A 24,626-nucleotide genomic window follows, 5' to 3' on the forward strand; every position below is an offset into this window, starting at 1 on the left:
AATGCCAGTGAGTGTTTTCAAGAACTTACGAAGTTCTTAACGCGCCGTGCGATCGTGGATGATCATCGGATTGTCGCCTGGGACCTCACGATCCCTTTATGCAGACCGTGCATGCATTGAACCATGCCGTGGCCGGCTGGTTAAGTCATCTCTTTACCATACAGCCTGACAAATCAGCCTTGCGTAAACAGCGATAGAATGTCGCCACTGTGGCTCTTCAGAATCTTGCGCAGCTTCTGGCGTCCCCGCTTCAGAAGGGATTCCACTGCCGAAACGCTGGTCTCCATGATCTCGGCAATCTCGCCGTTGCTAAGATTTTCTTGGTAGGAAAAAACGATGGCGATGCGCTGTTGTTCGGGCAGTTCTCCCATCGCGTCTTCAAGCAGCTCAAGCGCTTGCTGCATTTCGAGTATCTGTGATTGGTTCGAACTGTCATCCGTGAGTTCGGGAAGCACATCCATCGAAGAGGTTTTTTTGCGGCGCAACTGATCAATGCAGCGGTTGGTGACAACACGAAACAGCCAGGTGGAGAATTTCGCCTTGCCCGGTTTCCAGCTTTCACGACGGGACCAAACCTGCAAGAAGGCATCCTGCAGCACATCCTCCGCATCCGATGCATTCTGCAAAATTCGGTAGGCGACGGCATAGCCGCGATCAATGTGTCGTTCTATAAGCGCTTGGAAGGCCTCTTGCTGTCCCAGTGCAATGAAGCCGAACAGCTCGTCGTCGGACAAGGCTGTCAGGTCACTTGCCTGCAAGGATTTCGCCTTGCCCGAAATAGCTTCGGAGCGATCCGGTTGCGAAAGACACTTTAGCGCTGCATTTCCCATTCTTCGTTCCATTCCCACGGCGCGGCCACAGTTCGCATCATAAAATGCGTCGTACCAATTAAACGTTCTATGGGACAAAGGCAGGCGTGTAACTATATGTTTTTTTTCTGCATTTTTCTGGCTGTTTCTAGGCAAAAATTTCCTAGTGCCCGGAACATATTGCCGTTGCAAGTGAGGTGCGTCAGCTTCTTATGTAAAGGCGCGAAACGATCTTTCGCGGCCAAGAAAACCGGGTTGAAATACAAGTTTAGGTAAGTGAAAAATATTTTTGTAATGTAGAAAATAGTATTTCTGTTCTATTTTGGGTTGTAATGGAATGAGTTTTGAAACCGAATGACAAAAATGCCAAGGCGTTTGTTGGACATGTGTTCAAAAGTTGTTTTGGTTGTACGTGACAAAACGCAGTCGAAAGACGAATGCTCTGTTTGAGAAAACGCATGAAAAGCGGAAATTATTGGGAAAATATCAGAAACAATTCAGACATGAAGCGCAGCATTTTTAGCGCTCAAACCGCCCCTTTTCACAGGTTAGAAAGGTCTTTTTGCCGCTGAAAACACGCAGAAGAATCATTGGTGATTCGTTTTGAAGAGGCCCGCAGACTGAGGCGGGTCTGGCAACAAAAAGGCCACCCCGGGCGGGGTGACCTAATACCATCGAGCGGAATTCAGAACCGATTTGCCCATTCTCGCAATCCGATGGACATGATGATCCAAGGTTGATCGACGAGTTTGTTCCAGGCTTCGCAACATATCGCGAGGATTTCCTCGTAGGATGAGAAGATCCGGTTGGAAAGCCAATTTTCCCGCATGAACTGCCATATATTCTCGACCGGGTTCAATTCAGGAGACCTTGGTGGTAGCGGGAGCAATGTGATGTTGTCCGGCACGTCAAGATTTTGCGTTGTGTGCCAGCCTGCCTGATCGAGAATGAGGATTGCGTGGGCTCCATCAGCGACTTGGCCGGAGATTTCTTCCAGATGCCACTGCATGGCTTGCCTGTTGCAATAGGGCAGGACCAAACCCGCCCCTACACCACGTGCCGGGCAGATAGCCCCGAAGATATAGACTGACTTTGTCCTTTGATCTTTCGGTGCAACAGGGCGGGTTCCGCGCTTTGCCCAACGACGTGTGATCTTGGTTTTCTGCCCGACACGCGCCTCATCCTGCCACCACACTTCTATCGGGGCTCCTTTCGGGAGCTTTCTGCGGACTTCTGCCAACTCGGCTGGGAAGTTTTTTTAAACTCATCCATCGCAAACTGGTTCTGCCCTCTATGGCGGGGGCGAGCAGAGAGCTTGGCAAAGCCAAGGGCACGTAGTTCACGACCAACAGAGGATTCTTCCAAGGAGATGCCATATTCCTCATAGATCCAGCGGGCCAGATCCTTGCGCCGCCAGCGCACAACACCATGAATGGCCGGGATAGGTCCCTGTTCGACGATTGCGGCGAGAGCCTTGCGCTGTTCATCATCCAGTTTGCTGGGGGCTCCAGAACGTGCCTTTTCGATCAAACCCGTTGGGCCTTCGGTATTGAAGCGAAGCACCCAATCCCGGATTATTTGCAAGGTAACGCCGCCAATGCGGGCGGCATCACACCGTTTGCCGCCATCGTAAATCTCGGCCAGAGCCAAAAGCCGACGGCTCTGGTTGGCATGCTTGCTAGCCGTGGACAACTGCTGCAAGGCCTGCCCGTCATAAACTTCACGAAGTGATACTGCTCTGCCCATTCTGCCATCCTCCAAATCAATGAAAGCCATTGATCCAGAAAACGATCAAAAAGGGAATCCCGAATTTGAGTCAGAACTTCCGCTTGTTGGTATTACCTCTTCACGTTGCGGGCCGATTAAAGCGTGATGCGATTAATTGACCTCAGACCTGGCAGCTTTGAAGTCGTTCAGACACTCCTTGGCAGAATAGAGGTCACAAATGTCACCGATCGCGTCTGAGATTGTATCGAAGCTTCTGGCTGCTCGCTTGCGCAGCAGTGTCTTGAGTTTGGAATATGCCATTTCGATGGGATTGAGGTCCGGAGAATATGGCGGAAGAAACAGCAGCCATGCCCCCTTTGATCTGACGAGCTTGTCAGCTTTCTCACTTTTGTGGAAGGCGACATTATCGAGGATGACGATGTCGCCAGCTGACAGGGTCGGCAGTAGTTGAGTTTCAATCCAAGTTTCAAAGATACGTCGGTTCATCGGAGCATTGACGATCCAGGGCGCAACCATCCCACGGGATCTCAAACCAGCGATGAAGGCCTGGGATTTCCAATGACCAAAAGAAGCGTGAGCGCGATAGCGCTGTCCTTTTGGTGACCATCCAGACCGTTTGGTCAGCTTCGTGTTGGTTGATGTCACATCGATAAAGAGCAATCGGGACAGTGCCTTGTTGAAGAAAGACTGGCGCTGATTGATCCATACATACCGATCATGAGCAATGGCGGCCCGTAGCTGTTTAGTGGCTACCAGACTTTTTTATGGCTCAGGCCGAGCCTGTGAAGCAGGCGCCCAACGTTGGAGCGATGCACATGGACCCCGCGTTCAGCCAATTCCAGACAAAGTTCATCAAGCTTCAGATCGCCATTCTCAGACATGCGCCTTGTGATCCATTCATGATGCCCACCCAACTTGCCTTTGTCTGGTCGGCCTTGCTTGCGAGGCTGCACAGAACCCGTCTATTTCTTGAGAAGCATCAGGTTATTGACAAACCGTGGTGACACGTGGAAATGGGTGGCGGCCGCCCGATGCGAATGACCGGCATCAACAAATGAAGCAACACGTTCGCGCAATGCAATAGGAAGTGATTTGCCCATGATGATCCCCTTTTCTCAAAGGGAATCACAATTGGCAAAAAATGGGAATCCTGAATCTCATTAATTGCGACATGCTTTGATCTTCCATCAAGAGATACGATAATTGATCCGTTAGGCCGGTATCGTCCAGCAATCGGACGTTCACTCTCATGGGTGCACGCGAGCATTGTCTGGTGCTTCGATGCATTGGGAAGCGTTCGCGCATGAAAAAACCCGGCCAGATGATTTGACCGGGTTTTTTAGGATCCGTTTCAGGATCAGAAACGGCGCACTAGAGCGATTTGAAGATAAACCGGGTCACCGGTTTAGATTTAAACGCTATCTCTCAGTATGCTATCGCATTCTCGTGAATGAGTGTTCCCGAGAATTGCTCTATAATCAGGCGCCGGTCTCGATCCATTTTTCAAGATCGGACTTCGGAGCAGCGCCAACCTTCATCGCAACCGCTTCTCCGCCTTTAAACAGCAGGAGGGTCGGGATGGAGCGCACGCCGAACTGAGCTGCGGTGTTGGGATTTTCGTCGACGTTGACCTTGACGATTTTGACGCTTCCACCTTTTTCGGTGTCGATCTCGTCAAGAATCGGAGCGATCATTTTGCAAGGGCCGCACCATTCAGCCCAGAAATCTACAACAACAGGTACATCGCCCTGAACTTCTTCCGCAAACGTGGCGTCGGTAGCATTGACAGTAGCCATATCATGCCTCTTTCAATTGAGCCCCACCGAAATCAGGGAAGTCGGGCAAGGCGGTTGATCTATCAATATTCATTGAAGAATGAATATTAGCTCTTTGTTCTGAAGGTAGGTATTCACTGGGCTTGCGTCAAGGACTTAACACCCACGTGATCAAGAGCTGAGCGCCGTTGTGCGGCACTCACCTCCATAATGGAAGCATCTGCTGTGAAGAGCAGCAACGATAGAATGGATTTTCCCGGATAGAGAGGCGCGAGCAGCTCTGCATAAAGGGCCATTTGCGTCTGGTAGGCCAGAGGAATCTCTTCGGAAGTCTGTGGCGGATGGCGATTCGTCTTGTAGTCGATGATGACGACCGATCTGTCGGTCACGATCAATCTGTCGACCTGGCCAGACACAGTCCTTGTCTCGCCATTGAGCGTGACAAAGCCAGCAAGGGACACTTCGGCCTGACTTTCAGGACTGAAAAGTGCGCCATGTTCCGGGTGGTCGATAAGCCCGATGACTTCGTCGAGTATCTGTTGTCGCGCTTGATGAGGCATGTCGGAGGCCATGCTCGCCAGATAGGTATGCGCCGACGTGGAGCGCTTTTCTCTTGGTAATTGAGGGAGATGCTCAATCAACGCATGAATGAGAGTGCCCCGCCGACGCGGTTCCCAGTCAAACACATGGGCTTGGGTCGGGATTTTGGTCAGTTTGACAAATGGCCTGTCCGCCGCTTCTTCGCTTTCCGCCGCCCGAGAGGGCTGCAACAGCAAAGGTGAGGCAGGTTTTGCAGGAGCGGGCCGACCAAACCAATCAGGCAGAGGCGCGGAGACAGCGCTTTCTTTTTCCTTGTCAGTCTTGTCAGATGCCGCATCTTTGGCAACAAACGCCCCTTCAAGCTGCCAGCGCTGGATCGGCTCGCCGGTCACCGGATGTTCGATATCGACAAGATCGGCAGCAAGCGACCGCCGCGCCACCTCATACCAGCAATTCTCCGCTGGTTGGTTCTTGCCCCGATAGCCGCACAGATAAAGTCGGTCTTCGGCGCGCGTCATGCCCACATAGAGCAGCCGCAAATATTCTTCTTCGGCGGCAGCATCCAATAGGGCAAGGCTCTGTTTCACCGGCAGTGGTTGGCTGCTGCTTGGGGCCTTCCATGCCCGAAGCGTCGCGCCGCCCTGATCATTGGGCAGCTCGACCAGATGCGGGTGATGCCGCGCGTTGGCCGGTTTTCCCGTGCCATCGATCAGGAACACGATCGGGGCTTCAAGACCTTTCGAGCCATGCACGGTCATGACGCGGATCTGGTCGTTTGCCGCGCCCATGTCGCGTTTGATCTCGGCCCCACCTGCTCGCATCGCCGCCAGAAAGGCCTGCAGGTTTGGCGTCTGTGTCTTTTCGAAGTCAAGCGCCCGCGACAACAGCTCGTCTATCACCTCGTCAGCTTCCGGTCCGAGCCTTTCGATGAAGGCCTGCCGTTTGCCATCCGGCCCGAGGATCTGGGCAAAGAAATCGAACGGCGGCTGGAAGTCGATCTGGCTCTGCCATGCCTTGAGCTGGCTGAAGGTGGCCGCAAAATCGGTGTCAGAATCTCGCCCGCTTTCAGCCCGTTTTTGTAAGACATCCCAAAGGCTTGTGGCGCGCCCATCGGGAGCGTGGGCAAGGTCGAACAGACGCGCTTCGGATAGTCCGAACAGGGGGCTTTTGAGCACCGTGGCAAGGGACAGGTCATCCTCGGGCAGCAGCATGACATCGCACAATGCGAGAAGATCCATCACCGCGATATGGTCGAGCAAGGCCAGCCGGTCAGCCCCGGCAACGGGCAATCCTTCTTCCTTGAGGGCCCGGTTCACGGCAGTCACGAAGGCATCGCGCTTGCGCACCAGAATGAGAATGTCACCAGCCGTGATCAGGCGTCCGGACCCTTCGAGCCGCTCGCCTTTTTCGATCCAGTGGCGAACCGTTTGGGCAACCGTACGGGCCAGACGGACCGCCGGGCTCGCCTCTCCTTGCGCATCCAGTGGCTTGGCCCAGTCTTCTTCCTCTTCCTGCTCGATTGGCTCATAAAGCGGCCAGACCTCGACAAGGCCCGGATCCCGTCCGCGGATCGGTTCATGCACCGTTGCGACCTTGTCCGAGGACAGGGCCTCGAAGGTCTCGGACTTGGAAAAGACCGCGTCCACGGATCTCAACACATGGGGTGTCGAGCGGAAAGACAGGTACAGCTTGACGTCTTCGAACGGCTTGCCTGCCTCTTTCGCTTTCTGCCGAAAGGACTCGCGCATTTTGGCGAACCATTTCGGCTCGGCGCCTTGGAAGGAATAGATTGACTGTTTCTCGTCGCCCACGGCAAAGATTGTCCGGTTGACCGGGCGGGCGCTTTCACCGGTGAAGAATTCCTCCCCCAGTTTGCTTATGATTTCCCACTGGCGCGGGTTGGTATCCTGCGCCTCGTCTACGAGAATATGATCAATGCCCTGATCGAGCTTGTAGTGCACCCAGGCGGAGGCATTGACGCCGCGCAGGAGATTGGACGCCTTGAGGATCAGGTCGTCGAAATCCATCAGCCCACGGGCCGCCTTGACCCGTTCGTAATAACCAATGACCCCTTCGGCGAGCGCGAACAGCGCCCCGCTGACGTCAAGGGTCAGAAGCGCAGCCTTCTTGTCAAACAGGGCATCAAGTCGCGCCTGCTCGCGATCAATCGCCCCTTCAAGGCTCGGTTCAGCTTCCAGCATTTTCTTGGATGCGACATAGGAGAGAGCCTTGGCGTTTCCGTCCTTCTTTCGAAAGAGCGATAGCCACAGGGTGATCTGCTCGGCCGGATCCTTCGAGGCGACCAGAGCCGCCATCAGCGCCGACTGGTCCTTGTCGCGTTTGCCGCCGGTGGCAAATAGAGGCGCGAGTTGGCTGAGATAGCCGGGCTGAAAATCCGGCCCGAACGGGATCGTTGCCTCCAGATCAGCAACAGTTTCCCCCGGCGCAACGCCAAGGGTCCGGGCGAGCGCGGCAAGAGCAGCATCAAGGCCAACTTGCCCTGCGCCCGCGCCGCCAATTTCGCTGGCTTCCATGAAACGGCCAAAGCCTTCCCGGTCGCGCACCAGCGAGATGAGGGCATCACGGATGCCCATATCCCCCATATGATCGACAACGAGATCAAGCGCCGTGCGCCAGTCTGGACGCAGGCCAAGCCGTGCGGCGCGCAAGACGTGCGAAAGCGCCGCCTCAAGCAGCTCGGCTGAAAGCTGATCGTCGAGAATCTCGAAGTGGGCCGGAACGTTGGCCTCCAGCGGGAACTGGTGTAGCAGGCGTTCGGCAAAGGCGTGAATAGTCTGGATCTTGAGCCCGCCCGGGGTCTCAAGTGCGCGTGCAAACAAGCGCCGTGCCAGAGCCAGCTTGGCCGCATCGGGCCGTTCTCCCTCGATTTCGGTTAGCAGGGCGGCGAGCTCTTCATCGGATTGCTCGGTCCATTTGCCCAGATCACTGAAGACCCGGTTCGACATTTCTGCTGCTGCCGCCTTGGTAAAGGTCAGGCACAGAATGCGCGAAGGCTCTGTTCCGTTGAGCAAAAGCCGAACAACCCGCCGCGCCAGAACAAAGGTCTTGCCCGATCCGGCATTGGCGCTGACCCACGCCGAATTGTCCGGATGGGCCGCGCGAAACTGGGCATCAAGCGTGTCGGCTGGAATCGTGGGTGCCATCACTCATCTCCCTCGTTGAGTGACCATTCCTTGACCCGCGCAAGATGATCGTAAGACCCTGCAAAACGCGTCATCATGGGCCGCGCCCGCGAGGCATACCCTTTCGCCGGATCATCATAGGCCGTGATCAGGCCCAATAGGCGCTTGCCGATCAATTCGACAATATCCTCGGCGGCATAGTCCTTTTCGACACCGGTCTTTATTTCGCCTGCGGTGCGTCCGCCGGAAAGCCGGATCCACGCCATGTCGCCGACTTCGATGCCTTTGGGAATGTTATCAAAGCCGCCGAGTTTGGCCATGTAGCCTTCAAGCGCCAATTGCGGTGCGAAGCCGGGCAGAACCTGTTTGGCGGTGGGAGGCTGGCCGGTCTTGAAATCCACCACATGCAGGCGGTCGTCATCGGAAATATCGAGCCGGTCGGCCCGTCCCCTCAACACGAAGTCACCGCCCGACATGGATAGGGTGATGCGGCCCGTAATCTCTGGATAGCGACCGGCAATCCTGTCGTTGCGCGGCGCTTCCCACTCCAGCACGAACCAGCGGGCGATACGCTCGAAACGTGGCCACCAGAAGGCCATCAGCTCGGGGAAATTGTCCCACTGGTGGAAGGCCTCTTCACCCATTTTCAAAAGGCAGGCGACTGCGCTTTCGTCATACGGACCGGTCCAGTCCTTTGTGAAATTGCCCAAAATATCGTGAATGATCGAGCCTTTTTCCGCACCACCCGGCTGCGCTCCGATGTCGTCAAGCTCGCGAAGCCCCAGCACATGTTTGGCATAAAGGGCATAGGGATCCCGCACCCACGTCTCGATCTCGGTGACCGACAGGGATCTGGGGCGGGCGTTAAGCGGCGGGACAGGCACAGGCCGTTGATAAGGCTCTGACGGTTCGGGAGCATCCATCTGCCGTGCCCAGTGTACGTAGGTTTCACCCCGTTCGGCCATCGCTTTGCGTGCGGTCTCGCCAGCCACGGCAGACAGGCGCTGCAACCAGCGACTTGGCACGGTTGGTGAGCCGCCGCTCTTGACCGCCCGGATGAGCACGACTTCCTTGCGCCCCATGGCCTGAACAAAGTCGTGGGCTGCGAGACCGATGCGGCGCTCCGGCGGCTCGAGTTTCATGCCCGCCCGCATGGGCCGCGATAGCCATGCATCCGACGTTGTCTCCGCTGGCCATGAGCCTTCATTAAGGCCCCCGATAACCACCCGGTCGACATCCAGGAGCCGTGCTTCGAGCGTTCCGAGCAATTGCAGGCGTGGATCGCCGTCCCCTTGTGACAGCACGGTCTCGCCAGACATCAGGGCCACGAGAAACGGCGCGACATCACCGGCGTCCAGCACCATGCCGCCATGATCCAGCTGGATCGTGCGATCAAAGAAGCCGCGCAAGGACCGCCCCGCAGCCTCATCATAAAGCCGGTCGGGGGTGCCTTCGACATCAAGGGCGATGGCTTCGAGTGCAGCAACAAGCGCGGCTATCCAGTCGCCAAATCCGGCGGGCTCGTCGCCAGTCATCAGCGCTTCAATGGGGCTAGTGGCTTCCCCAAGGCGGGCGAGCAAAGTCTCGGCCAGATGCCAGATTTCCGGTAGACCGGTGCTTGATTTCTCTGCCTTTTCGATTGCTTTGATCTTGCGGCGGGCAAATTCATCCAGCATTGGCTGAAGGCCATTGCCAAGCCGTGGGCCACGCAAAAGACGAAGCTCAAGGAAACGCGCTGCGCGACGGACTTCGGCGCGCGGCAGACCCAGCGAGGCAAGCGGATGCTTGAGCAAGGCCAGAAGGTGAACGGGATCATAGCCCCCCACGATGCATTCCACCATCAAACGCATCAAGAGGGCAGGGGGCGTTTCACCCAGAGGCATGCCGGCTGTGTCTTCCACATCGATCTGCCAGCGCTTGAGTTCAAGCAACACCCTTCGCGCCAGCGCGCGGTCGGGGGTGACCAGCGCCGCCCGGCCCTCCGGTCGCTCCAGAACTTCCCGCAGGGCAAGCGCGGCAATCCGTGCCTCTTCCTGCTCGTTGCCAGCCTCGGCAAAGGACACGCCAGCGAGGGCTTCAGCCCGTGCGGCCTCGTCAATCGGTGCCAGCGTTGTGCTCCAAAGCTCGGTGGTCTCTGCCGGGCGCAAGGCCTCGCTCATCAGTGTCTCGCGCACCAGAGGCGCGCCAGAAATGCCAGAAAGGTCGGCCACGTCATCCCGCTTGAGAGCCATGCGGTCAAGCAATTGCTTGAGGTTGAATTGAGGATGACCGGCGGCTGGTTCCGCTTCGCCAAAGGCGGGGTGCAAGGTGCCAATCGCCTGCCAGCTCGGCTCGTCCAGATGATAATCAAGTCCGGGCAGGATCAGCGCGCCTTTGGGATGACGCGCGACCGCTTCAAGCAGGTCCGCCGTGGCGGGAATTGAACCAGTCGACCCGGCGGCGATGACAGGCCCGTCATGGGCTTCAATCGCCTTGATTTCTGCTGCAATCACCGCGTTGCGCCGCTCGACGGGATCCACCAGCGTCAAGCCGGCTTTCTGCCCCAGCTCCGCCAGATGGTTGGGCCAGAACTCGGTGGCGATTTTGAGAAACGCGAGGCTCATCTGCCAGTAGGTGCCATAGTCCTCCGGCACCAGAGTATCGAGTAGCGACCAGTCCGAACGCTCACGATGCACAGCATCAATGAGGGCGAGCAGGTCAATCGCCAGATAGGCCGCATCGGTCGGCGTGGCCGAAACATGAAGAGGTTGGTTCGGGTCCAGATTGAGCACGGTACGGGCATATTGCTGTGCCCAGCCATGCACAAGCGCGCTCATGGAGAGCCGCCGTTGCACAGCGTCCATGGCAACGGGAAGATCCCAGAAGCCATCCGAATCGCCGGCCGCAACCTTGAGCGGAAGCAGGTCTTCGTCCGTATCTCCGATCACATGGATCTTGGGCAGGATAACGCTTTGCAAACCGCGCTTTTGCATCTGCGGCAGGAAGGCGTCCTTGAGTGCGTCTGCGGTTCGCCGGGTGGGTACATAAATCAGAGCACGACCCAACTCCGCCGGATTGCTGGCGTCGAAGCCGGGGATCAGCCGCCCATCAACAAGGGAATCAATCAGGGTGGCCAGAAAGGGGCTGGCCGCTGAAATGGAATAAACGCGAGCCGTTTGCTGCATGGGCCCCTCCCGAAGGCTTCAAGACCGGAATTCAGAGCAGTCTGCCCCCTGACGCGCTTTCGGCGATGGCCTGCTCGGCAAGCTCAATCGACGCTGGCGTGCCCACATGCACCCATGTTCCGTCCATGATGATGCCGTAGAGCCTAGCGTCTTCTATGGCCTTGTCAAACTGCACATTGAGGGAGTGCGGCGTGACGGAAGCACCGTCAAACAGTCTGGGGTGCAGAATGGCCGCGCCACTGTAGACGAAGGGTGAAATCTCATGCACCTTGCGTCGGCGCAAGCGACCATAGGGATCGAGCAGAAAGTCGCCCCGACCGTTGTATCCCACGGCATCGACTGTGGGAGACAAAAGCAGGAGGCCGTCCATCACCTTGTCGTCCCAATGGCTGGACAGCAGCGCGAGATTTTCTTTCGAGCCTTCCATCCAGAAGCTGTCCGAGTTGAGCAGATAAAACGGATCCTGACCGATGAGGGGCAGGGCCTTGGTGATGCCGCCACCGGTTTCAAGCAAGGCTTCGCGCTCGTCCGAGATGACGATGTCAATGTCCGAGCGCTGGCGTACATGCACTTCCACGAGATCGGCCAGATAGTGAACATTGATCACGGCACGTCCGACGCCTGCTTTGACAAGCACGGACAAAGCGCGGTCGATCATTGCTTCCCCGGCTACGGGGATCAGAGGTTTGGGTGTGATAGCGGACAAAGGGCGCATGCGTTTGCCCAGTCCCGCGGCAAGGATCATACCTGTCGCTGGTTGGCTTGATGAGATCATCTCAACAGCCCCTTTCTTCTTATTGGTCTTGGTGAATCAGCCAAGCAAATCGTGGGTGTCATACCAGTCTTTTAAGCCGGACAGAAGAGGGAGTTCCAATACCTTGCAAAGATACTTAAGACTGCGGGGGACATGCTCAAGATAGCCCGTCCGTCCGGCAAGATCCGCGGCCCGAGCAAAGGCCCCGAGATTCTTTGAAATCCGTTGTGCAGCTGCCAGACAATAGGTCTGTTTGAACTCCGCGGTCTGAAGATCGTCCAGATTGCGAAGCGAAACATAGTGCGCGAACATCAGGTCCTGCAGATCATCAGGGATCGTTACCCGGGCATCCAGTGCCAAAGCGGAAAGGTCATAGGCGGTCGGGCCGATGAGACAGTCTTGAAAATCGATGAAGCCAATGGCCCCGGGCCGGTGCCCTTCACCCAGCCAGAAACAGTTGGGATCCTGAACATCGCGCAGCACAAGAGACCGCTCGCTGTCGACAAGAAGGGTCAGAAGCGGCTGCCACAAGGCATGAAAATCGTGCCGCTCCACCTCCGGGCACGGGGCTCTATGCGTGTGTGGCCAGTAGAAATCGAGAAAGACATCAAGCTCGACCTTGAAGGCCTCCAGATCGTAACGGGGCAGAACATGCCTGCCACCTGCCCCGTCAAACGCATTGGGAATTGTCTTGTCATGCAGTTGGGCGAGGCATTTCACGACGGCCAGATATCGCTCATCAATCGGATTGCCGTCGCTACCGGTCAGACGCTCGGTACCGAAATCCTCCCACAACAAAAGCCCTGCATCAAGATCGAAGCCATAGATGTCCGGCACACGCAAACCCAGATGATCAAGCCCTTCCGTGATTGTTACCACCGGCGGCAGATCGGTCACCCGGTGGGCAACCGTGTCATAAAGGCGCCCGTCGGGAAGCTCTGGCCCCGGTTGGCGGGCGGGCATGTCCATCAGAATGGCCGACTGTGCGGAAGGGGCCTTCTCGTCCGGGTTTGTTGCTAGGGGCTGCCCATCTGGATCAAGGGCCAGCCGCGTCACCCGGTCGTAGCTGCGGGGGGAAAGATCACCATCAATGGGTTTCAGAAGGGCCTCGCTCCATCCTCTGCAGTTGAGGAGTTTGCGTTTCTGTCCCAAGCGTTCAAGACGCTGCTGCCAAACAGGAGTGCCCGACATGATCAGGCGTCTTTCGCCGACGTTCTCGGTGGTCTCGATTGTGATCCACAGGGCATCAGACGGCATCAGGTCCTTTGCCCGCTCGGGCCATTCCACCAAAGCCGCACCCGTGAGCCAGCTTTCCTCAAAGCCGATTTCGTAGAGCTCCTCAAAATCCCCGACCCGGTAGAGATCGAAATGGCTGATTTCGAAATCCTCGTAATCATAGGTCTGAACCAGAGTGAATGTAGGGCTGGGAACTTCCAGAAAAGGATCATCGGCCTTCGCGCGCAACAGGGCGCGCGCAAAGGTGCTCTTGCCGGCACCAAGATCGCCATCAAGCGCGACCACATCCCCTTGCTTGAGGATCCGCGCCAGATCTGCGGCAAGAGCCATGCTGGCTGCTTCGGTCAGCCGTTCGAAATGCAGCGGCCATGATGAAACCCTCAGAGCGTGATGATCGGCATGGGGGGGTATGGGCATTGTCTCGTGAACATCCTCTGCTGGGCATCCTGCAACCGTGCCAAGAAGGGAATGGCATGGGATCGGGAAAGCCTTGCGACGGAGTGTATCCGCAGCGCACTGCGGGTCAAGAAAGAACTGGAGGGCTTGGGAGCTTATGCGGTCGTGATGCGATCTTGGGAACGAGTTTGAAGAGAGATGGGTGAGGGGCTATTCGGCCGCTTCTTCGCTGGCCGGGCTTACGATTTTGGCCTCGATGGGAAAGCTGCAGGTCACTTGCGTGCCGTCCCCCTCCTTGCTCTCGATGTGGATTGAGCCGCCATGCAACTCGACGAAGCTCTTGACGATGGATAGGCCGAGACCGGCGCCGCGGCGGCTGGAGCCGGATTTGCGGCTCTCGAAGCGGTCGAAGGCGGTTTCCAGATAGTCATTGGGAATGCCGCATCCCTGATCGGTCACCGTAAAGGTGATGTCGGTATTGTCCCGGTCCGCAACCACGAAAATCGAGGAATGATCCTCCGAGAAGGCGATTGCATTGGAGATCAGATTGAAGAGCACCTGACGAACGCGTTTGGGATCACCGACGAACTCACCCATATTCTCGGCGACAGAGATATCGAGTTTGATGTTGCGTTCTGCAAGCCGATCCTGCAGCCCTTCAGCTGCGGCGCGAATGGAATCGACCGGGTCCACCTGTGCCAGTTCAAGCGCCATGATGCCCGCATCGATGGTGGCAAGGTCGAGAATGTCATTGACGATGGCGAGCAGGGACGAACTCGATTTCATGATGTGGTCGGTGTATTCGCGCTGGCGCTCGTTGAGTGCGCCGAATGCCTCGCTCGTCAGAAGCTCGGTGAAGCCGATGATGTTGGTCAGTGGCGAGCGCAGCTCGTAGGATACATGCTGGATGAAGGTGTTCTTGAGATGATCGGCCGCGAGCAGGGCTTCGTTTCGATCCTGCAGCCCTTGCGCGACCGTGACGTTGTCGGTCACGTCGACGAAGGTGATCATCGTCGCACCATCAGGCAGTGGAATGGAGGCGAAATCGAGGTAGCGCCCGTCGTTGCATTCCATGCGTCCCTCGGTGCTGCGGCGGGCATCGTTGAAATCGACAACGCAGGCCTTGAGCTTGTCCCAGACGTCCTGATCCTGAAATTTCTTGCGGCAGCGTTCAAGCACGGCAGAAACATGGGGCTGTCCGTTGAGCAACTCGTCTTCAATTTCCCATAGGCGGGTGAAGGCCGGGTTGTAGACCCTCAGACGCCCGTCCGAGCCGAACACCACCACGCCGTCGTTGAGATGGTCGAGGGTTTCGCGCTGCATTTGGAACAGAAGTTTGTAGCGTTTTTCCAATTCGAGCTGCTCGGTCACATTCTCGAACAGATAGGTCACTCCCCCATCCGGATTGGGAGTGGAGACGGCCCGCAGGGATTGCCCGTCGGGCAGGTGCCACCAGTCTTCGCGCATGCCGACTTCGCGGTAGGACGCCAGATGCTCGGCTTTCCATCTATGGAAATCGGCCTGCTCGGGCAGACAACGGTTGGTGCGCATCCGATCAAGCACAGTGCTCTCGTTCGGATGTGTCTCAAGGAACCGCATATCCAGCTTGAACTGCACCGCATAGGCCGCATTGTAATATTGCAGCTGACGGTTGGAGTCATAAATGGCGACCGGGGTTGTCAGCTGATCCATCGTGCTGGTGTGGAAGGCCTGCATCCGTTCGAGGGTCTTTTCTGCGCTCTCGATCGAGGATACATCCGTCGCAATGCCGACCTGGCCTTCCTTGGCCTGCACATCGACCACGTCAAAGATCTGTCGCTTGCCTGCGACAATGACCGGAAGACGGTTGACGGTGGAGGCAGCGCCCGCAGTCTGTTCGCGTGCCTGCTGCACAGAGTCCCTGCCGCGCTGATCGAGCAGTTCGGTCTGGGCATCAAGAACCGCTTCGATGCTTTCTTCCTCGACCGCTTCCTGATAGGCGCGATTGACCCAGCTGAGCTGGCCGTACTCGTCGCGGGACCAGACCGGCATCGGCATTTCATCCAGCAGGCTGCGCATGCGGGCGAGTTCGTTGGCGTGACGGGTGGCTTCGAACTCCAGCTGCGCCCGGTCGAGATCATCTCCCTCAAGCGTACGAAGCTGCAAAAGAGCCCTCGACCCGGATGTGCGGCCCTTGAACTCGACAAAGCCACCATTGAGGGTTTGAGCAACCAGCAAAAAGCGTTGCCCCGTGCTGCGCAAGCGGTCGATCGCCTCTTCGATTTGCTGGGCGCATTCGACCTCGAGCCATGTGCCGAAAGCAAGGATGCCAAGGCCATGCGGTAGGGTCGCGTCCTGCGTGTTGAGATTACCATGCAGTTGCGGGACGTCTGTGCGTCCCTGCCAGATTATCAGCATCTGGTCCGATGCATTGAGCAGGCTCTCTGACTGATCAAGCTTGGCTTGCAGGGTCTGGAGGGCCAGATTGGCAGCAAGCAGGTTTTCCCGCGACCTGCGGCGTTCACGCATGAAGCCGAACCCGGCGACCAATACGAAGATCGTCAGGGCGCACAGAAGCGACATAATGAGCAATTGACTGACGACAGAGGGTTCTTCAAACGGCAGATTGAGCAATTCGGCTGTCCCGGAAACAATCTCGGGAACGGCCGGAAGGCCTGTCAAAGTCTCGATCTGTGCCTGGCTTTGCGATACGCCCAGAGTGAACGCCGTGATGAAAGCGGGGGCAGCGATGAGCCGGGAGCGAAGCGCTGGGATCAAGGGGCAGATACCCCGCAGCAGAACCCGTCTGGAAATGTCTTTGGGGTGTGATGAATCCATGTTTCCGAACAGGCCGTGTTTCGGCATCATGCTCGTCCTTTCCGCCGCTTGATTGCTTCTTTGCAGAGGCAATCCACTCTCGTTTTTGTTCTTGCAATGCCGCTCGCTACTGCCCCGTCGAGCGACATGTCCCAAGGTTTTCCGTCCGGCGACAGGTCTCAAGCCGATTTGATGGCGTCATGCTTGGAGCACTCAAGACAAATGGTCAAAGACCAGCAATCCTTGAAAGACTCCTTCCTCGGCTCCTGAAAACCCCATTCAGGAGATATGCCTTGGGCACAACGCAACGAATACTGCTTGAAACTACGCCTGTGCGACTGGCTCCGGGGCCTCCTCCGGTACCAATCGAATCACTTTACATTAACCTCTCGCGGACTCGGGAAGAAGAGTCTGTATAAAAATTCATATAAAAAACGCGCCCTTTTCACCGAGAAAAGGAGCGCGTTCATTTCGTCTGATATGGAGTGACGAGCCAACCCATTGGTTTTCCGTCATTCCTTAAGATCCGGTTAACAAATTGCCTAGTAGCGATAATGTTCCGGTTTGAAAGGTCCTTCCACAGGCACGCCGATATAGTCGGCCTGATCCTTGTTCAGCTGGGTCAGTTTCACACCGAGCTTTTCGAGGTGAAGCATCGCGACCTTCTCGTCGAGAGCCTTGGGCAGAACATAGACGTCATTGTTGTAATTGCTGTGGTTTTTGAAGAGCTCGATCTGAGCCAGCGTCTGGTTGGTGAAGCTGGCCGACATCACAAAGGACGGATGACCCGTTGCACAGCCAAGGTTCACGAGGCGACCCTCTGCCAGAACGATGATGCGTTTTCCATCAGGGAATTCGACCTCGTCCACCTGCGGCTTCACATTGTGCCATGCAAGGTTCTTGAGCGCCCCGATCTGGATTTCACTGTCGAAGTGGCCAATGTTGCAGACGATGGCGCGATCCTTCATGCCGCGCATGTGCTCAATGGTAATGACGTCCTTGTTGCCGGTGGTAGTCACGAAGATGTCACCCTGCGGCACGGCGTCTTCCATCGTGGTCACTTCATAACCCTGCATCGCGGCCTGCAATGCGCAGATCGGATCGATTTCGGTGACCAGAACGCGGGCACCCTGAGAGCGCATCGATTCAGCAGATCCCTTGCCCACGTCACCAAAGCCGGCAACCACGGCTACCTTGCCCGAGATCATCACGTCGGTTGCGCGCTTGACGCCATCCACGAGGGACTCGCGGCAGCCATAAAGGTTGTCGAACTTGGATTTGGTGACGGAGTCGTTGACGTTGATCGCCGGGAAGGGCAGATCGCCAGCCTTGGCCAGATGGTAGAGGCGATGAACGCCTGTGGTTGTTTCCTCGGACACGCCCAGAATGCCGTCACGGATCTTGGTGAACCAGCCCGGCGTTTCTTTGGCGCGTTTAAGGATCTGTGCCTTGACGACTTCTTCTTCCTCGTTTTCCGGGTTCGGGATGATTTCCTCGCCCGCATCGACCTTGGCACCAAGCAACACATACATGGTCGCGTCGCCACCATCATCAAGGATCAAGTTCGGACCGTCCCCATCGGGCCAGTCGAAAATGCGGTCGACATAGGCCCAGTAATCTTCAAGGCTCTCGCCTTTGACGGCATAGACCGGAGTTCCTGTGGCTGCGATAGCAGCGGCTGCATGGTCCTGTGTGGAGAAGATGTTGCAGGTCGCCCAGCGCACTTCTGCGCCAAGAGCCTGAAGCGTTTCGATCAGAACGGCGGTCTGAATGGTCATGTGCAGGGAGCCGGTGATGCGTGCGCCCTTGAGCGGCTGCGTCGGACCATATTCGGCGCGGGTTTGCATGAGACCGGGCATTTCGGTCTCGGCGATGGCAATTTCCTTGCGTCCCCAATCGGCGAGGGACAGATCTTTGACGACATAATCGGCCATGGTGAATCCTCAATTCTCGGAGCCAGATACATGGTGTATCGGCTGTTTTGTCTCGATTTGTCGGGCGACAATAGGATTGATTGCCGCCCTGTGAGAGTTTGACCCAGCTATACCTTGCCATAAGGCGTAAAGCAATAAGGATATAAACAATTCTTTATATCAAAGCCTGGAAACGTCAGGCAAGCTTACCAAAGGGTTACGCTGATCCTTGACTTGTTCATTCTTGGCTTTACGAAGGATGGGGGGCATGTCAGATCATGAAAAGACAAAGCGGGCGTGTTGATAAGACCGGGTTGGTCACATTTTGGCAGTATGACCACCGTAAGTGCTCGCACATGGATCTGATCGCCCGTAAACTAGGACAGTCAATCTGAGCCAAGTAGACATAGAAGGAGAAGGTGCAATGAAACAGTGCGTGATCACCGGCAGCAATCGTGGCGTAGGCTTTGAATTGGTCCGATCTTACCTGTCTCGCGGGGATTGGCACGTTCATGCCTGCTGCCGGGAGCCGGAAAAAGCTGACGCCCTGCGCGAGCTTGTGACCGGCAGTCTTGGCCGCATCACGCTGCACAGCCTTGAGGTCACCGATCCCGCCTCTGTCGAGAAACTCGCCAACGATCTGTCCGATGCCCCTATCGATCTCTTGATCAACAACGCCGGTATCATGGGGGGCGACCATCAGGAATTGGACAACATGGATTTCGAGGCATGGGCCGAGGCTTTCGCGGTGAACGCCATCGCTCCCTTCCGGGTCGCTCAGGCACTCCTGCCAGCCTTGCGGCGGGCGTCCGGTGCAAAAATCGCCACCATCTCAAGCCAGTTGGGCGCGCTCAACTACAAGAGTACCAACCGATATGCCTATTGTTCCTCCAAGGCGGCGGTCAACAAGACCATGCGGATCATGGCCGAACAGTTGCGCGATGACGAGATCACCTGCGTCCTCTTTCATCCCGGTTGGGTGAAAACCGACATGGGTGGGCAAAATGCCGAGCTCCATGCCGATGAGAGCGCCGGCGGGATTGCCCGAACCCTTGAGCGCCTGACGCTTGCTGACACGGGGTGCTTCTTCAAGTGGAACGGCGAGCCGCACGTATGGTGATCCTGTGATCGGGACTGTGTTTTTTGTTGTCTCCAAGATAGTCGGCCTGATGCTGCTGGTTGAAAGCTGGTTGGTGTTGGGCATGGCTATAGGCCTCATCTGTCTGTGGGGCGGCCGATTGATGGCCGCCCGGATCCTGTTTGGCGGCACGCTCCTGTTGTTGCTCGCGGTGCTCTCGCCCCTCACGGATATCGCGCTCTATCAGTTGGAAAAAGCCTATCCGGTCAACCCAGTTCTTTCTGGTGTCGAACCAATTCACGGCATCATTTCTCTGGGTGGGAGCACCATCCCCCACAATACCGATGTCTGGCAGCAGACCGAGATCAACGAGGCGGGGGAGCGGATCACCGAAACCATGCGTCTGGCAACAAAATTGCCTAAGGTAAAAGTCCTGCTGACAGGGGGGAGTGCCACTCCCGTCAACATGCTGATCAAGCAAAAGGTCAGGAGCGAAGCTGAGATGACCGGAGATCTCATGGTGGACATGGGGCTTGATCGGACGCGTCTCATGCTCGAGACAAAGGCGCGCAACACGGCGGAAAACGCCACCCTGAGCGCGGCGCTTGTTGGCATGGATACCAAACGCCGCTGGATCCTTGTGACCAGCGCATTCCATATGTCCCGCGCCATGCAGAGCTTTCAAAAGGCTGGGTTTGTCGATCTGCTTGCCTATCCGGTGGACCATCGCACTGACCCGGCGAACTTCGTCAGCGACTGGTATCCAGCTGGCAAGATCAACCGTGCCAACACCACTATCAAGGAGTTGGTCGGGCTCGTCATCTACAGCTTGACCGGGCGTTGATACAGCCCTTTCGAACGCACACTTTCTTAACCACGGCATTTTGAATTTTATTAAACATACCTTGTAACCAAATCTTTCTGAAGATTCGGCTATTCTGGACAGGGATATTTCAACGCGCGTGCAGTTTCGAAATTTGCGGCTTTTCGGTCAGCTGTTTCGCCAAGAGAATCGCCGGACGGGCGATTTCAGAGTAAGTGTGAATGACGGATACGGCTCAAATGCCAGTAACGATCAGGCTCAAAGTGAAGGCACTGGTCGGCAACAAGGTTGCTCAGGGAATTGTCGGTACGATGCTGCTCAAGGTAGCCAGTGCTGTTGTCGCTTTTGCCCTGTTTTCGCTCGCCGCTCGCTCAGCAGGCGTAAAAGAGTTTGGCTATTTCTCGATCATCTTTTCCGCCGTCTCGATGCTCTCCATCATTGCTGCCGCCGGTCAGGAGCTGCAGATCGTCCGGTCGTGGAACGAATATCTCTCGGCTGACCGCCCCGCCTTTGCCGTTGGTGCTCTCCGCTTTGGCTGGGTCGTGACCATCACCGGTGCCCTTATTGGCAGTGTGTTGCTCTGGGCGGTTTTTGAACCCGGATTGGTCCTCGCCGACATTCCGCTGGCCAATCAATGGACGCTGAGCGCTGCTGCCGTTGCCTTTCTGGCGACCAACACGCTCTCCCTTTATAGCGCTCACGCGACCCGTGCCATCGTGGGCATCCGCTGGGGCGATGCGCATTACGAGCTGACGTGGCGGTCGATCGCCATCCTGTTTCTCGCTTGGTGCCTATGGATGGGGCGGCCCGTCTATTCCAGCGAAATTTTTGCGGTCTTCGCAATCGGCCTCATCCTCGTGGTGGTAACTCAGGTCTGGGCGGTCGCTCGCCGGGTGCGCGTGGAAGTCGGCACCCCCGAGCCACGCTACAATTTGCGCGAATGGAGCGGGCGGTCGTTCCGCCTGTGGCTGGCGGTCACGATGGAAGCGGCGAACCAGCATATGGAAGTGTTCCTGATCGGCATGCTGCTTGACCCCATTGCGGCGGGTGCCTATTTCGTCGCCTCGCGTCTGGCCAATGCCTTTGCCCTGGCGACGGGCGGGCTCTATACCTTTGCCACCCGCCGTATTCCCAGACTCTATTTTTCACGGGATATTCCAGCCCTTAAGCACACGCTGCACCTGATGGCCATCACCACATTCCTGATTGTGGTCGGCGGCATGAGTGTCGTTTTGCTCGCCGGCGACTATATGCTCATGGTCTTTGGCAGCTCTTATGCGGACTATTATTGGGTGTTGGTCATTCTTTCCATCGGCACGGCAGTCACGGCGGCCAACGGCGCAGCCCCGAGTTTCCTGATGCTCACCGGGCATGAGGGACGCTACATGGTCGTTGTGACCGCATCCGTGATCTTGCGCGTCGTCGGTTTCTTCCTTGTTGTGCCCTCTCACGGCATTATTGGCGCGGCCGTCGTGACCGCCGCCATCATGGTTGCGATGGCGCTGCTGCTTAATGTCTACTGCCGCATTTTCACCGGCATGGATCCATCCATCATACGCTTTTTCATCGAAAGCCCCGACACGCCTCCAGCCAGTTTCAAACCGGCAGATGCGACTGCAGAAAGGCTCGAAAAATGACCCGCCGCCCCAGAATTCTCTTCATGCAAACACAGGCCGAAAATGCGGGTGCGCAGGAAATCACGCGCCTTTTGGCCTCGGGTCTCGAGCAGAAAGGCTATGATACACATCAGCTGTTTTTCTATCGCAAGACCGATGCTTTTGATCATGAACCCAACACGGTCATCACGTGCCATGATCGACCCGGCAAGCCTCTGGCTTTCTTGGCCTTTCTAGCCAAACTGGTCAAGCAGATCAGGGAGCTTGAACCGGATGTGGTGCTCACCTTCCAGCATTATGGCAACATCATCGGCGTGCCTGCATCGCGTCTGGCTGGCGTGCACAATGTCATTGCCAATCAGGTGTCGGCACCTGCAATGATGAACAAGGTCATTCGCCTGGTCGACAAGCAGTTCGGTCGCATCGGTCTTTACGACAAGATCACGGTCAATACGTGCGATACAGCCAAAGATTATGCCGCCTTTCCGAAAGCCTATACAAAGCGCATCGTTCATGTGCCCCATGGTTTCCGGCTCAAGACCTCCCAACTCAACAAGTCTGAAGCCCGAGCCAAGTTCGGATTGCCGCAAGATGCAACGCTTCTGGGAACGGTCGCCCGCCTCAATGCGCTCAAGGGTCAACGCGTTTCGATAAAGACGCTCACCCATGATGACAGTTGGCATCTGGTGCTTGGCGGGCAGGGGCCTGATGAGCAGAATCTGCGCGATCTGGCCAAAGAGCTGGGCGTTGCCGACCGCACGCACTTCACCGGCGAGATGACCACCGAGGAAGTCGGCGATCTGCTGGCAGCCCTCGACGTATTTGTGTTCCCCTCAACCGCCGAGACATTCGGGCTTGCGGCTGTTGAAGCGGCCAATGCCGGGGTTCCGTGCGTTTGCAACAGCCTGCCGGTGTTGCGCGAAGTCATGAACACCGAGCTCGGTCCCTGCGCCCTGTTCGCGGACAGCAGCCAGCCGGAAAGCTATGCTGATCCGATTCGGACGCTGTTGACCAATGAGGACGTGGTTGAAAAACTGAAACGGTCATCAGAACAGCTCAAGCATCTTTATGCAGTGGAAGCCATGGTCCAGCGCTTCGATGATATGATCAAAGAGCAGATGGCAAGTGATCCGAAGCTGGCGAAGTTGGAAGTCGCAAAGGCATGAAGATTTGCCTTTATGCCAATCCTGCCCACGCCCGGCAGTGGCTCCAGACATTTGCCGACAGACTGACAAGGGACCTGTCGGCGGACGTTGTCATTCTTTGGTCCGACGATAAGCCCTTACCTGATCACATCTTGCAGCATTTGCAGACGGAAAAGCGCAGGCTTCATCATGGGCAGCGGCTCGAATCGGATCCGATTGATGTCGACGATCTTTCGGTTGATAGCTTTGACGTCAGCACAGAGCATTCGGCCCGGGTCCGGCTTGCATTCGATCTTGTGCTTGATCTGGTCGGTGATGGTTACGAGCCGGTCGGCAACGATGTGATCAAGATTGTCTATGACGGCAACCCGGGAGACAGGGCGCTGATCGCTGCCATCCTTCAGTATGGACTGCCACAAATCGCCCTTGTTAAAACCGACGGAACGGTTGTCGCAACGGCTCACCCTTCGGCCGAATTGGCGGTTGGTCTTTCGGGGGCCATGGAGCAATGCTTCATAAGACTGTGCACGCTCATCAGGGCCTATATTGCCAATCCGCACCGCACGACCCATGCCCTCATTACCAGACAGGCCGAGATGCCGACCGCCCGTCAAATGCGCGTCCGTTTACTCAAGAGCCGCATGCGGGGTGCGCTGAAATCGATCTACTACAAGCTTTTTCGAGCGGGCCACTGGCGCATCGGCTGGCGCTGGCTGGATGAGGAGGGTGTCGTCGAACGTCAGTCTCTGGCCGGGGAGCGCTGGCAGGTCATTCGGGATCCAGAGACCCATTTTTATGCCGATCCGGTGCCGTGGATCGAGGATGGACGCAGCTATCTGTTTTTCGAGGACCTTGACGAGAAAACCCAGAAGGGCGTGATCTCGGTGGTTGCGTTCGGCGATGACGGCCATCCGGGAGCTGCCAAGGTGTGCCTAGAGGAGGAGTATCATCTCTCCTATCCCTTCATGATAAGCCACGAGGGTGAAACCTACATGATCCCGGAAACCTCTGCCAACCGGGATGTTGCACTCTACAAAGCGGCAAACTTCCCCTTTGGCTGGCACCGCCATGCAACGCTACTGGAGGGGCTGGAAGCCGCTGACGTGACACTCACCCGACACGAACAAAGATGGTGGATCTTTTGTGTCACGCGCGAGGGCGAGGGGGGATATTCAGATTGTCTGTCACTCTTTTACGCCGACGATCTGCTCGGTCCGTGGCAGCCGCATGCCCAGAACCCCGTGCTTATCGATGTTTCGGCAGCGCGCCCGGCTGGCAATATGCTACGCGACGGCGACCGCCTGTTTCGACCCGTTCAGGATTGCGCCCGGTCCTATGGTGCGGGCCTCAAGCTGTTCGAGGTGACTTGCCTGACGCCTCAGGCCTTTGAGCAGAAGGAAGTGTTCAGTCTCGCACCGGACGCCCACTGGCCGGGGCGCAAGCTGCACACACTCAATCGTGCCGGTAACCTCGAAGTCATTGATGGCGCCATCTTGAGGCCGCGCATGTCTTTCCTGCGGGCTCTGTGCGAACGATGGTTCGCGCCGCAAGGGTCTGAGCCTGATGCCCTTGTAAGAAGCCTGCCCAATCCTGATTGGCACCTGTGACCATAATGCGCCAAAAACCATGGAAATCAACGCTGTTGCTCGGCGTTATGGTTAACCAAACCTCAATCTACTCTGTGCATACTGGCTCGTGACAAATGGCGAC

17 protein-coding genes are annotated in these 24,626 nt (G+C 56.8%); 5 read left to right on the top strand and 12 right to left on the bottom strand.

The genetic code is table 11. From position 1 onward, the window contains the following. Positions 1-173 precede the first annotated feature (173 nt). The 12 genes from CPH65_RS09965 to ahcY all read right to left on the bottom strand — a co-directional run bounded on the left by CPH65_RS09965 (position 174) and on the right by ahcY (position 18,275). Positions 174-830, bottom strand: coding sequence for an RNA polymerase sigma factor (locus CPH65_RS09965; RefSeq protein ID WP_096173333.1), 657 nt, complete (start codon positions 828-830; stop codon positions 174-176). 664 nt (positions 831-1,494) lie between these two features. Continuing rightward, positions 1,495-2,555 (bottom strand): IS630 family transposase gene (locus CPH65_RS09970; protein ID WP_096176339.1). Its coding sequence is split into 2 segments (ribosomal slippage): positions 1,495-2,063 and positions 2,063-2,555, totalling 1,062 coding nucleotides; the frame shifts between segments, so codons are not numbered across the junction. Between the two features lie 132 nt (positions 2,556-2,687). Beyond that, positions 2,688-3,197 (bottom strand): IS630 family transposase, encoded by a 510-nt coding sequence (locus CPH65_RS24540; protein ID WP_244574586.1) that lies wholly within the window; start codon positions 3,195-3,197, stop codon positions 2,688-2,690. Positions 3,198-3,286: 89 nt separating this feature from the next. Continuing rightward, positions 3,287-3,418 carry a winged helix-turn-helix domain-containing protein gene (locus tag CPH65_RS24545; RefSeq protein WP_244574587.1) on the bottom strand — a complete coding sequence of 44 codons (132 nt, stop codon included), beginning with the start codon at positions 3,416-3,418 and terminating at the stop codon, positions 3,287-3,289. Positions 3,419-3,499: 81 nt separating this feature from the next. After that, a complete protein-coding gene (locus CPH65_RS24550) occupies positions 3,500-3,637 on the bottom strand; it encodes a hypothetical protein (RefSeq protein ID WP_244574588.1) in 138 nt (45 codons plus the stop codon). A 378-nt stretch (positions 3,638-4,015) separates the two neighbouring features. Beyond that, on the bottom strand, positions 4,016-4,333 hold the full coding sequence (gene trxA / locus CPH65_RS09980; protein WP_096173334.1) for a thioredoxin: 318 nt from the start codon (positions 4,331-4,333) through the stop codon (positions 4,016-4,018). A 113-nt stretch (positions 4,334-4,446) separates the two neighbouring features. Then, entirely contained in the window at positions 4,447-8,016 is a 3,570-nt protein-coding gene (gene addA / locus CPH65_RS09985; RefSeq protein WP_096173335.1) for a double-strand break repair helicase AddA, read from the bottom strand. After that, on the bottom strand, positions 8,016-11,159 hold the full coding sequence (addB, locus tag CPH65_RS09990; RefSeq protein WP_096173336.1) for a double-strand break repair protein AddB: 3,144 nt from the start codon (positions 11,157-11,159) through the stop codon (positions 8,016-8,018). The genes addA and addB overlap by 1 nt, the downstream gene beginning before the upstream one ends. A gap of 31 nt (positions 11,160-11,190) precedes the next feature. Beyond that, the gene (locus CPH65_RS09995; protein ID WP_197704002.1) at positions 11,191-11,934 is read right to left on the bottom strand and encodes a nucleotidyltransferase family protein; all 744 of its coding nucleotides are present in this window, start codon (positions 11,932-11,934) and stop codon (positions 11,191-11,193) included. A 36-nt stretch (positions 11,935-11,970) separates the two neighbouring features. After that, complete coding sequence (gene tsaE, locus CPH65_RS10000; RefSeq protein ID WP_096173338.1) at positions 11,971-13,566, bottom strand: tRNA (adenosine(37)-N6)-threonylcarbamoyltransferase complex ATPase subunit type 1 TsaE; 1,596 nt, start codon at positions 13,564-13,566, stop codon at positions 11,971-11,973. A 189-nt stretch (positions 13,567-13,755) separates the two neighbouring features. Then, positions 13,756-16,362 carry a PAS domain-containing sensor histidine kinase gene (locus CPH65_RS10010; protein WP_172891498.1) on the bottom strand — a complete coding sequence of 869 codons (2,607 nt, stop codon included), beginning with the start codon at positions 16,360-16,362 and terminating at the stop codon, positions 13,756-13,758. Positions 16,363-16,883: 521 nt separating this feature from the next. Beyond that, a complete protein-coding gene (gene ahcY, locus CPH65_RS10015) occupies positions 16,884-18,275 on the bottom strand; it encodes an adenosylhomocysteinase (RefSeq protein WP_096173341.1) in 1,392 nt (463 codons plus the stop codon). 403 nt (positions 18,276-18,678) lie between these two features. Between ahcY and CPH65_RS10020 the strand changes: the two genes are divergently transcribed. The 5 genes from CPH65_RS10020 (at position 18,679) to CPH65_RS10040 (ending at position 24,523) form a co-directional block, all read left to right on the top strand. Continuing rightward, the gene (locus CPH65_RS10020; RefSeq protein WP_096173342.1) at positions 18,679-19,374 is read left to right on the top strand and encodes an SDR family oxidoreductase; all 696 of its coding nucleotides are present in this window, start codon (positions 18,679-18,681) and stop codon (positions 19,372-19,374) included. Beyond that, complete coding sequence (locus tag CPH65_RS10025) at positions 19,322-20,176, top strand: YdcF family protein (RefSeq protein WP_157747604.1); 855 nt, start codon at positions 19,322-19,324, stop codon at positions 20,174-20,176. The genes CPH65_RS10020 and CPH65_RS10025 overlap by 53 nt, the downstream gene beginning before the upstream one ends. A 218-nt stretch (positions 20,177-20,394) precedes the next feature. Beyond that, the gene (locus tag CPH65_RS10030) at positions 20,395-21,792 is read left to right on the top strand and encodes a lipopolysaccharide biosynthesis protein (protein ID WP_157747605.1); all 1,398 of its coding nucleotides are present in this window, start codon (positions 20,395-20,397) and stop codon (positions 21,790-21,792) included. Continuing rightward, positions 21,789-22,937, top strand: a complete 1,149-nt coding sequence (locus CPH65_RS10035) for a glycosyltransferase family 4 protein (RefSeq protein ID WP_096173345.1) — start codon at positions 21,789-21,791, stop codon at positions 22,935-22,937. The genes CPH65_RS10030 and CPH65_RS10035 overlap by 4 nt, the downstream gene beginning before the upstream one ends. Further along, entirely contained in the window at positions 22,934-24,523 is a 1,590-nt protein-coding gene (locus CPH65_RS10040; protein WP_096173346.1) for a hypothetical protein, read from the top strand. Before CPH65_RS10035 ends, CPH65_RS10040 begins: the two co-directional genes overlap by 4 nt. Positions 24,524-24,626 lie beyond the last annotated feature (103 nt).

It is taken from the genome of Cohaesibacter sp. ES.047 (assembly GCF_900215505.1).
GTDB lineage: Bacteria > Pseudomonadota > Alphaproteobacteria > Rhizobiales > Cohaesibacteraceae > Cohaesibacter.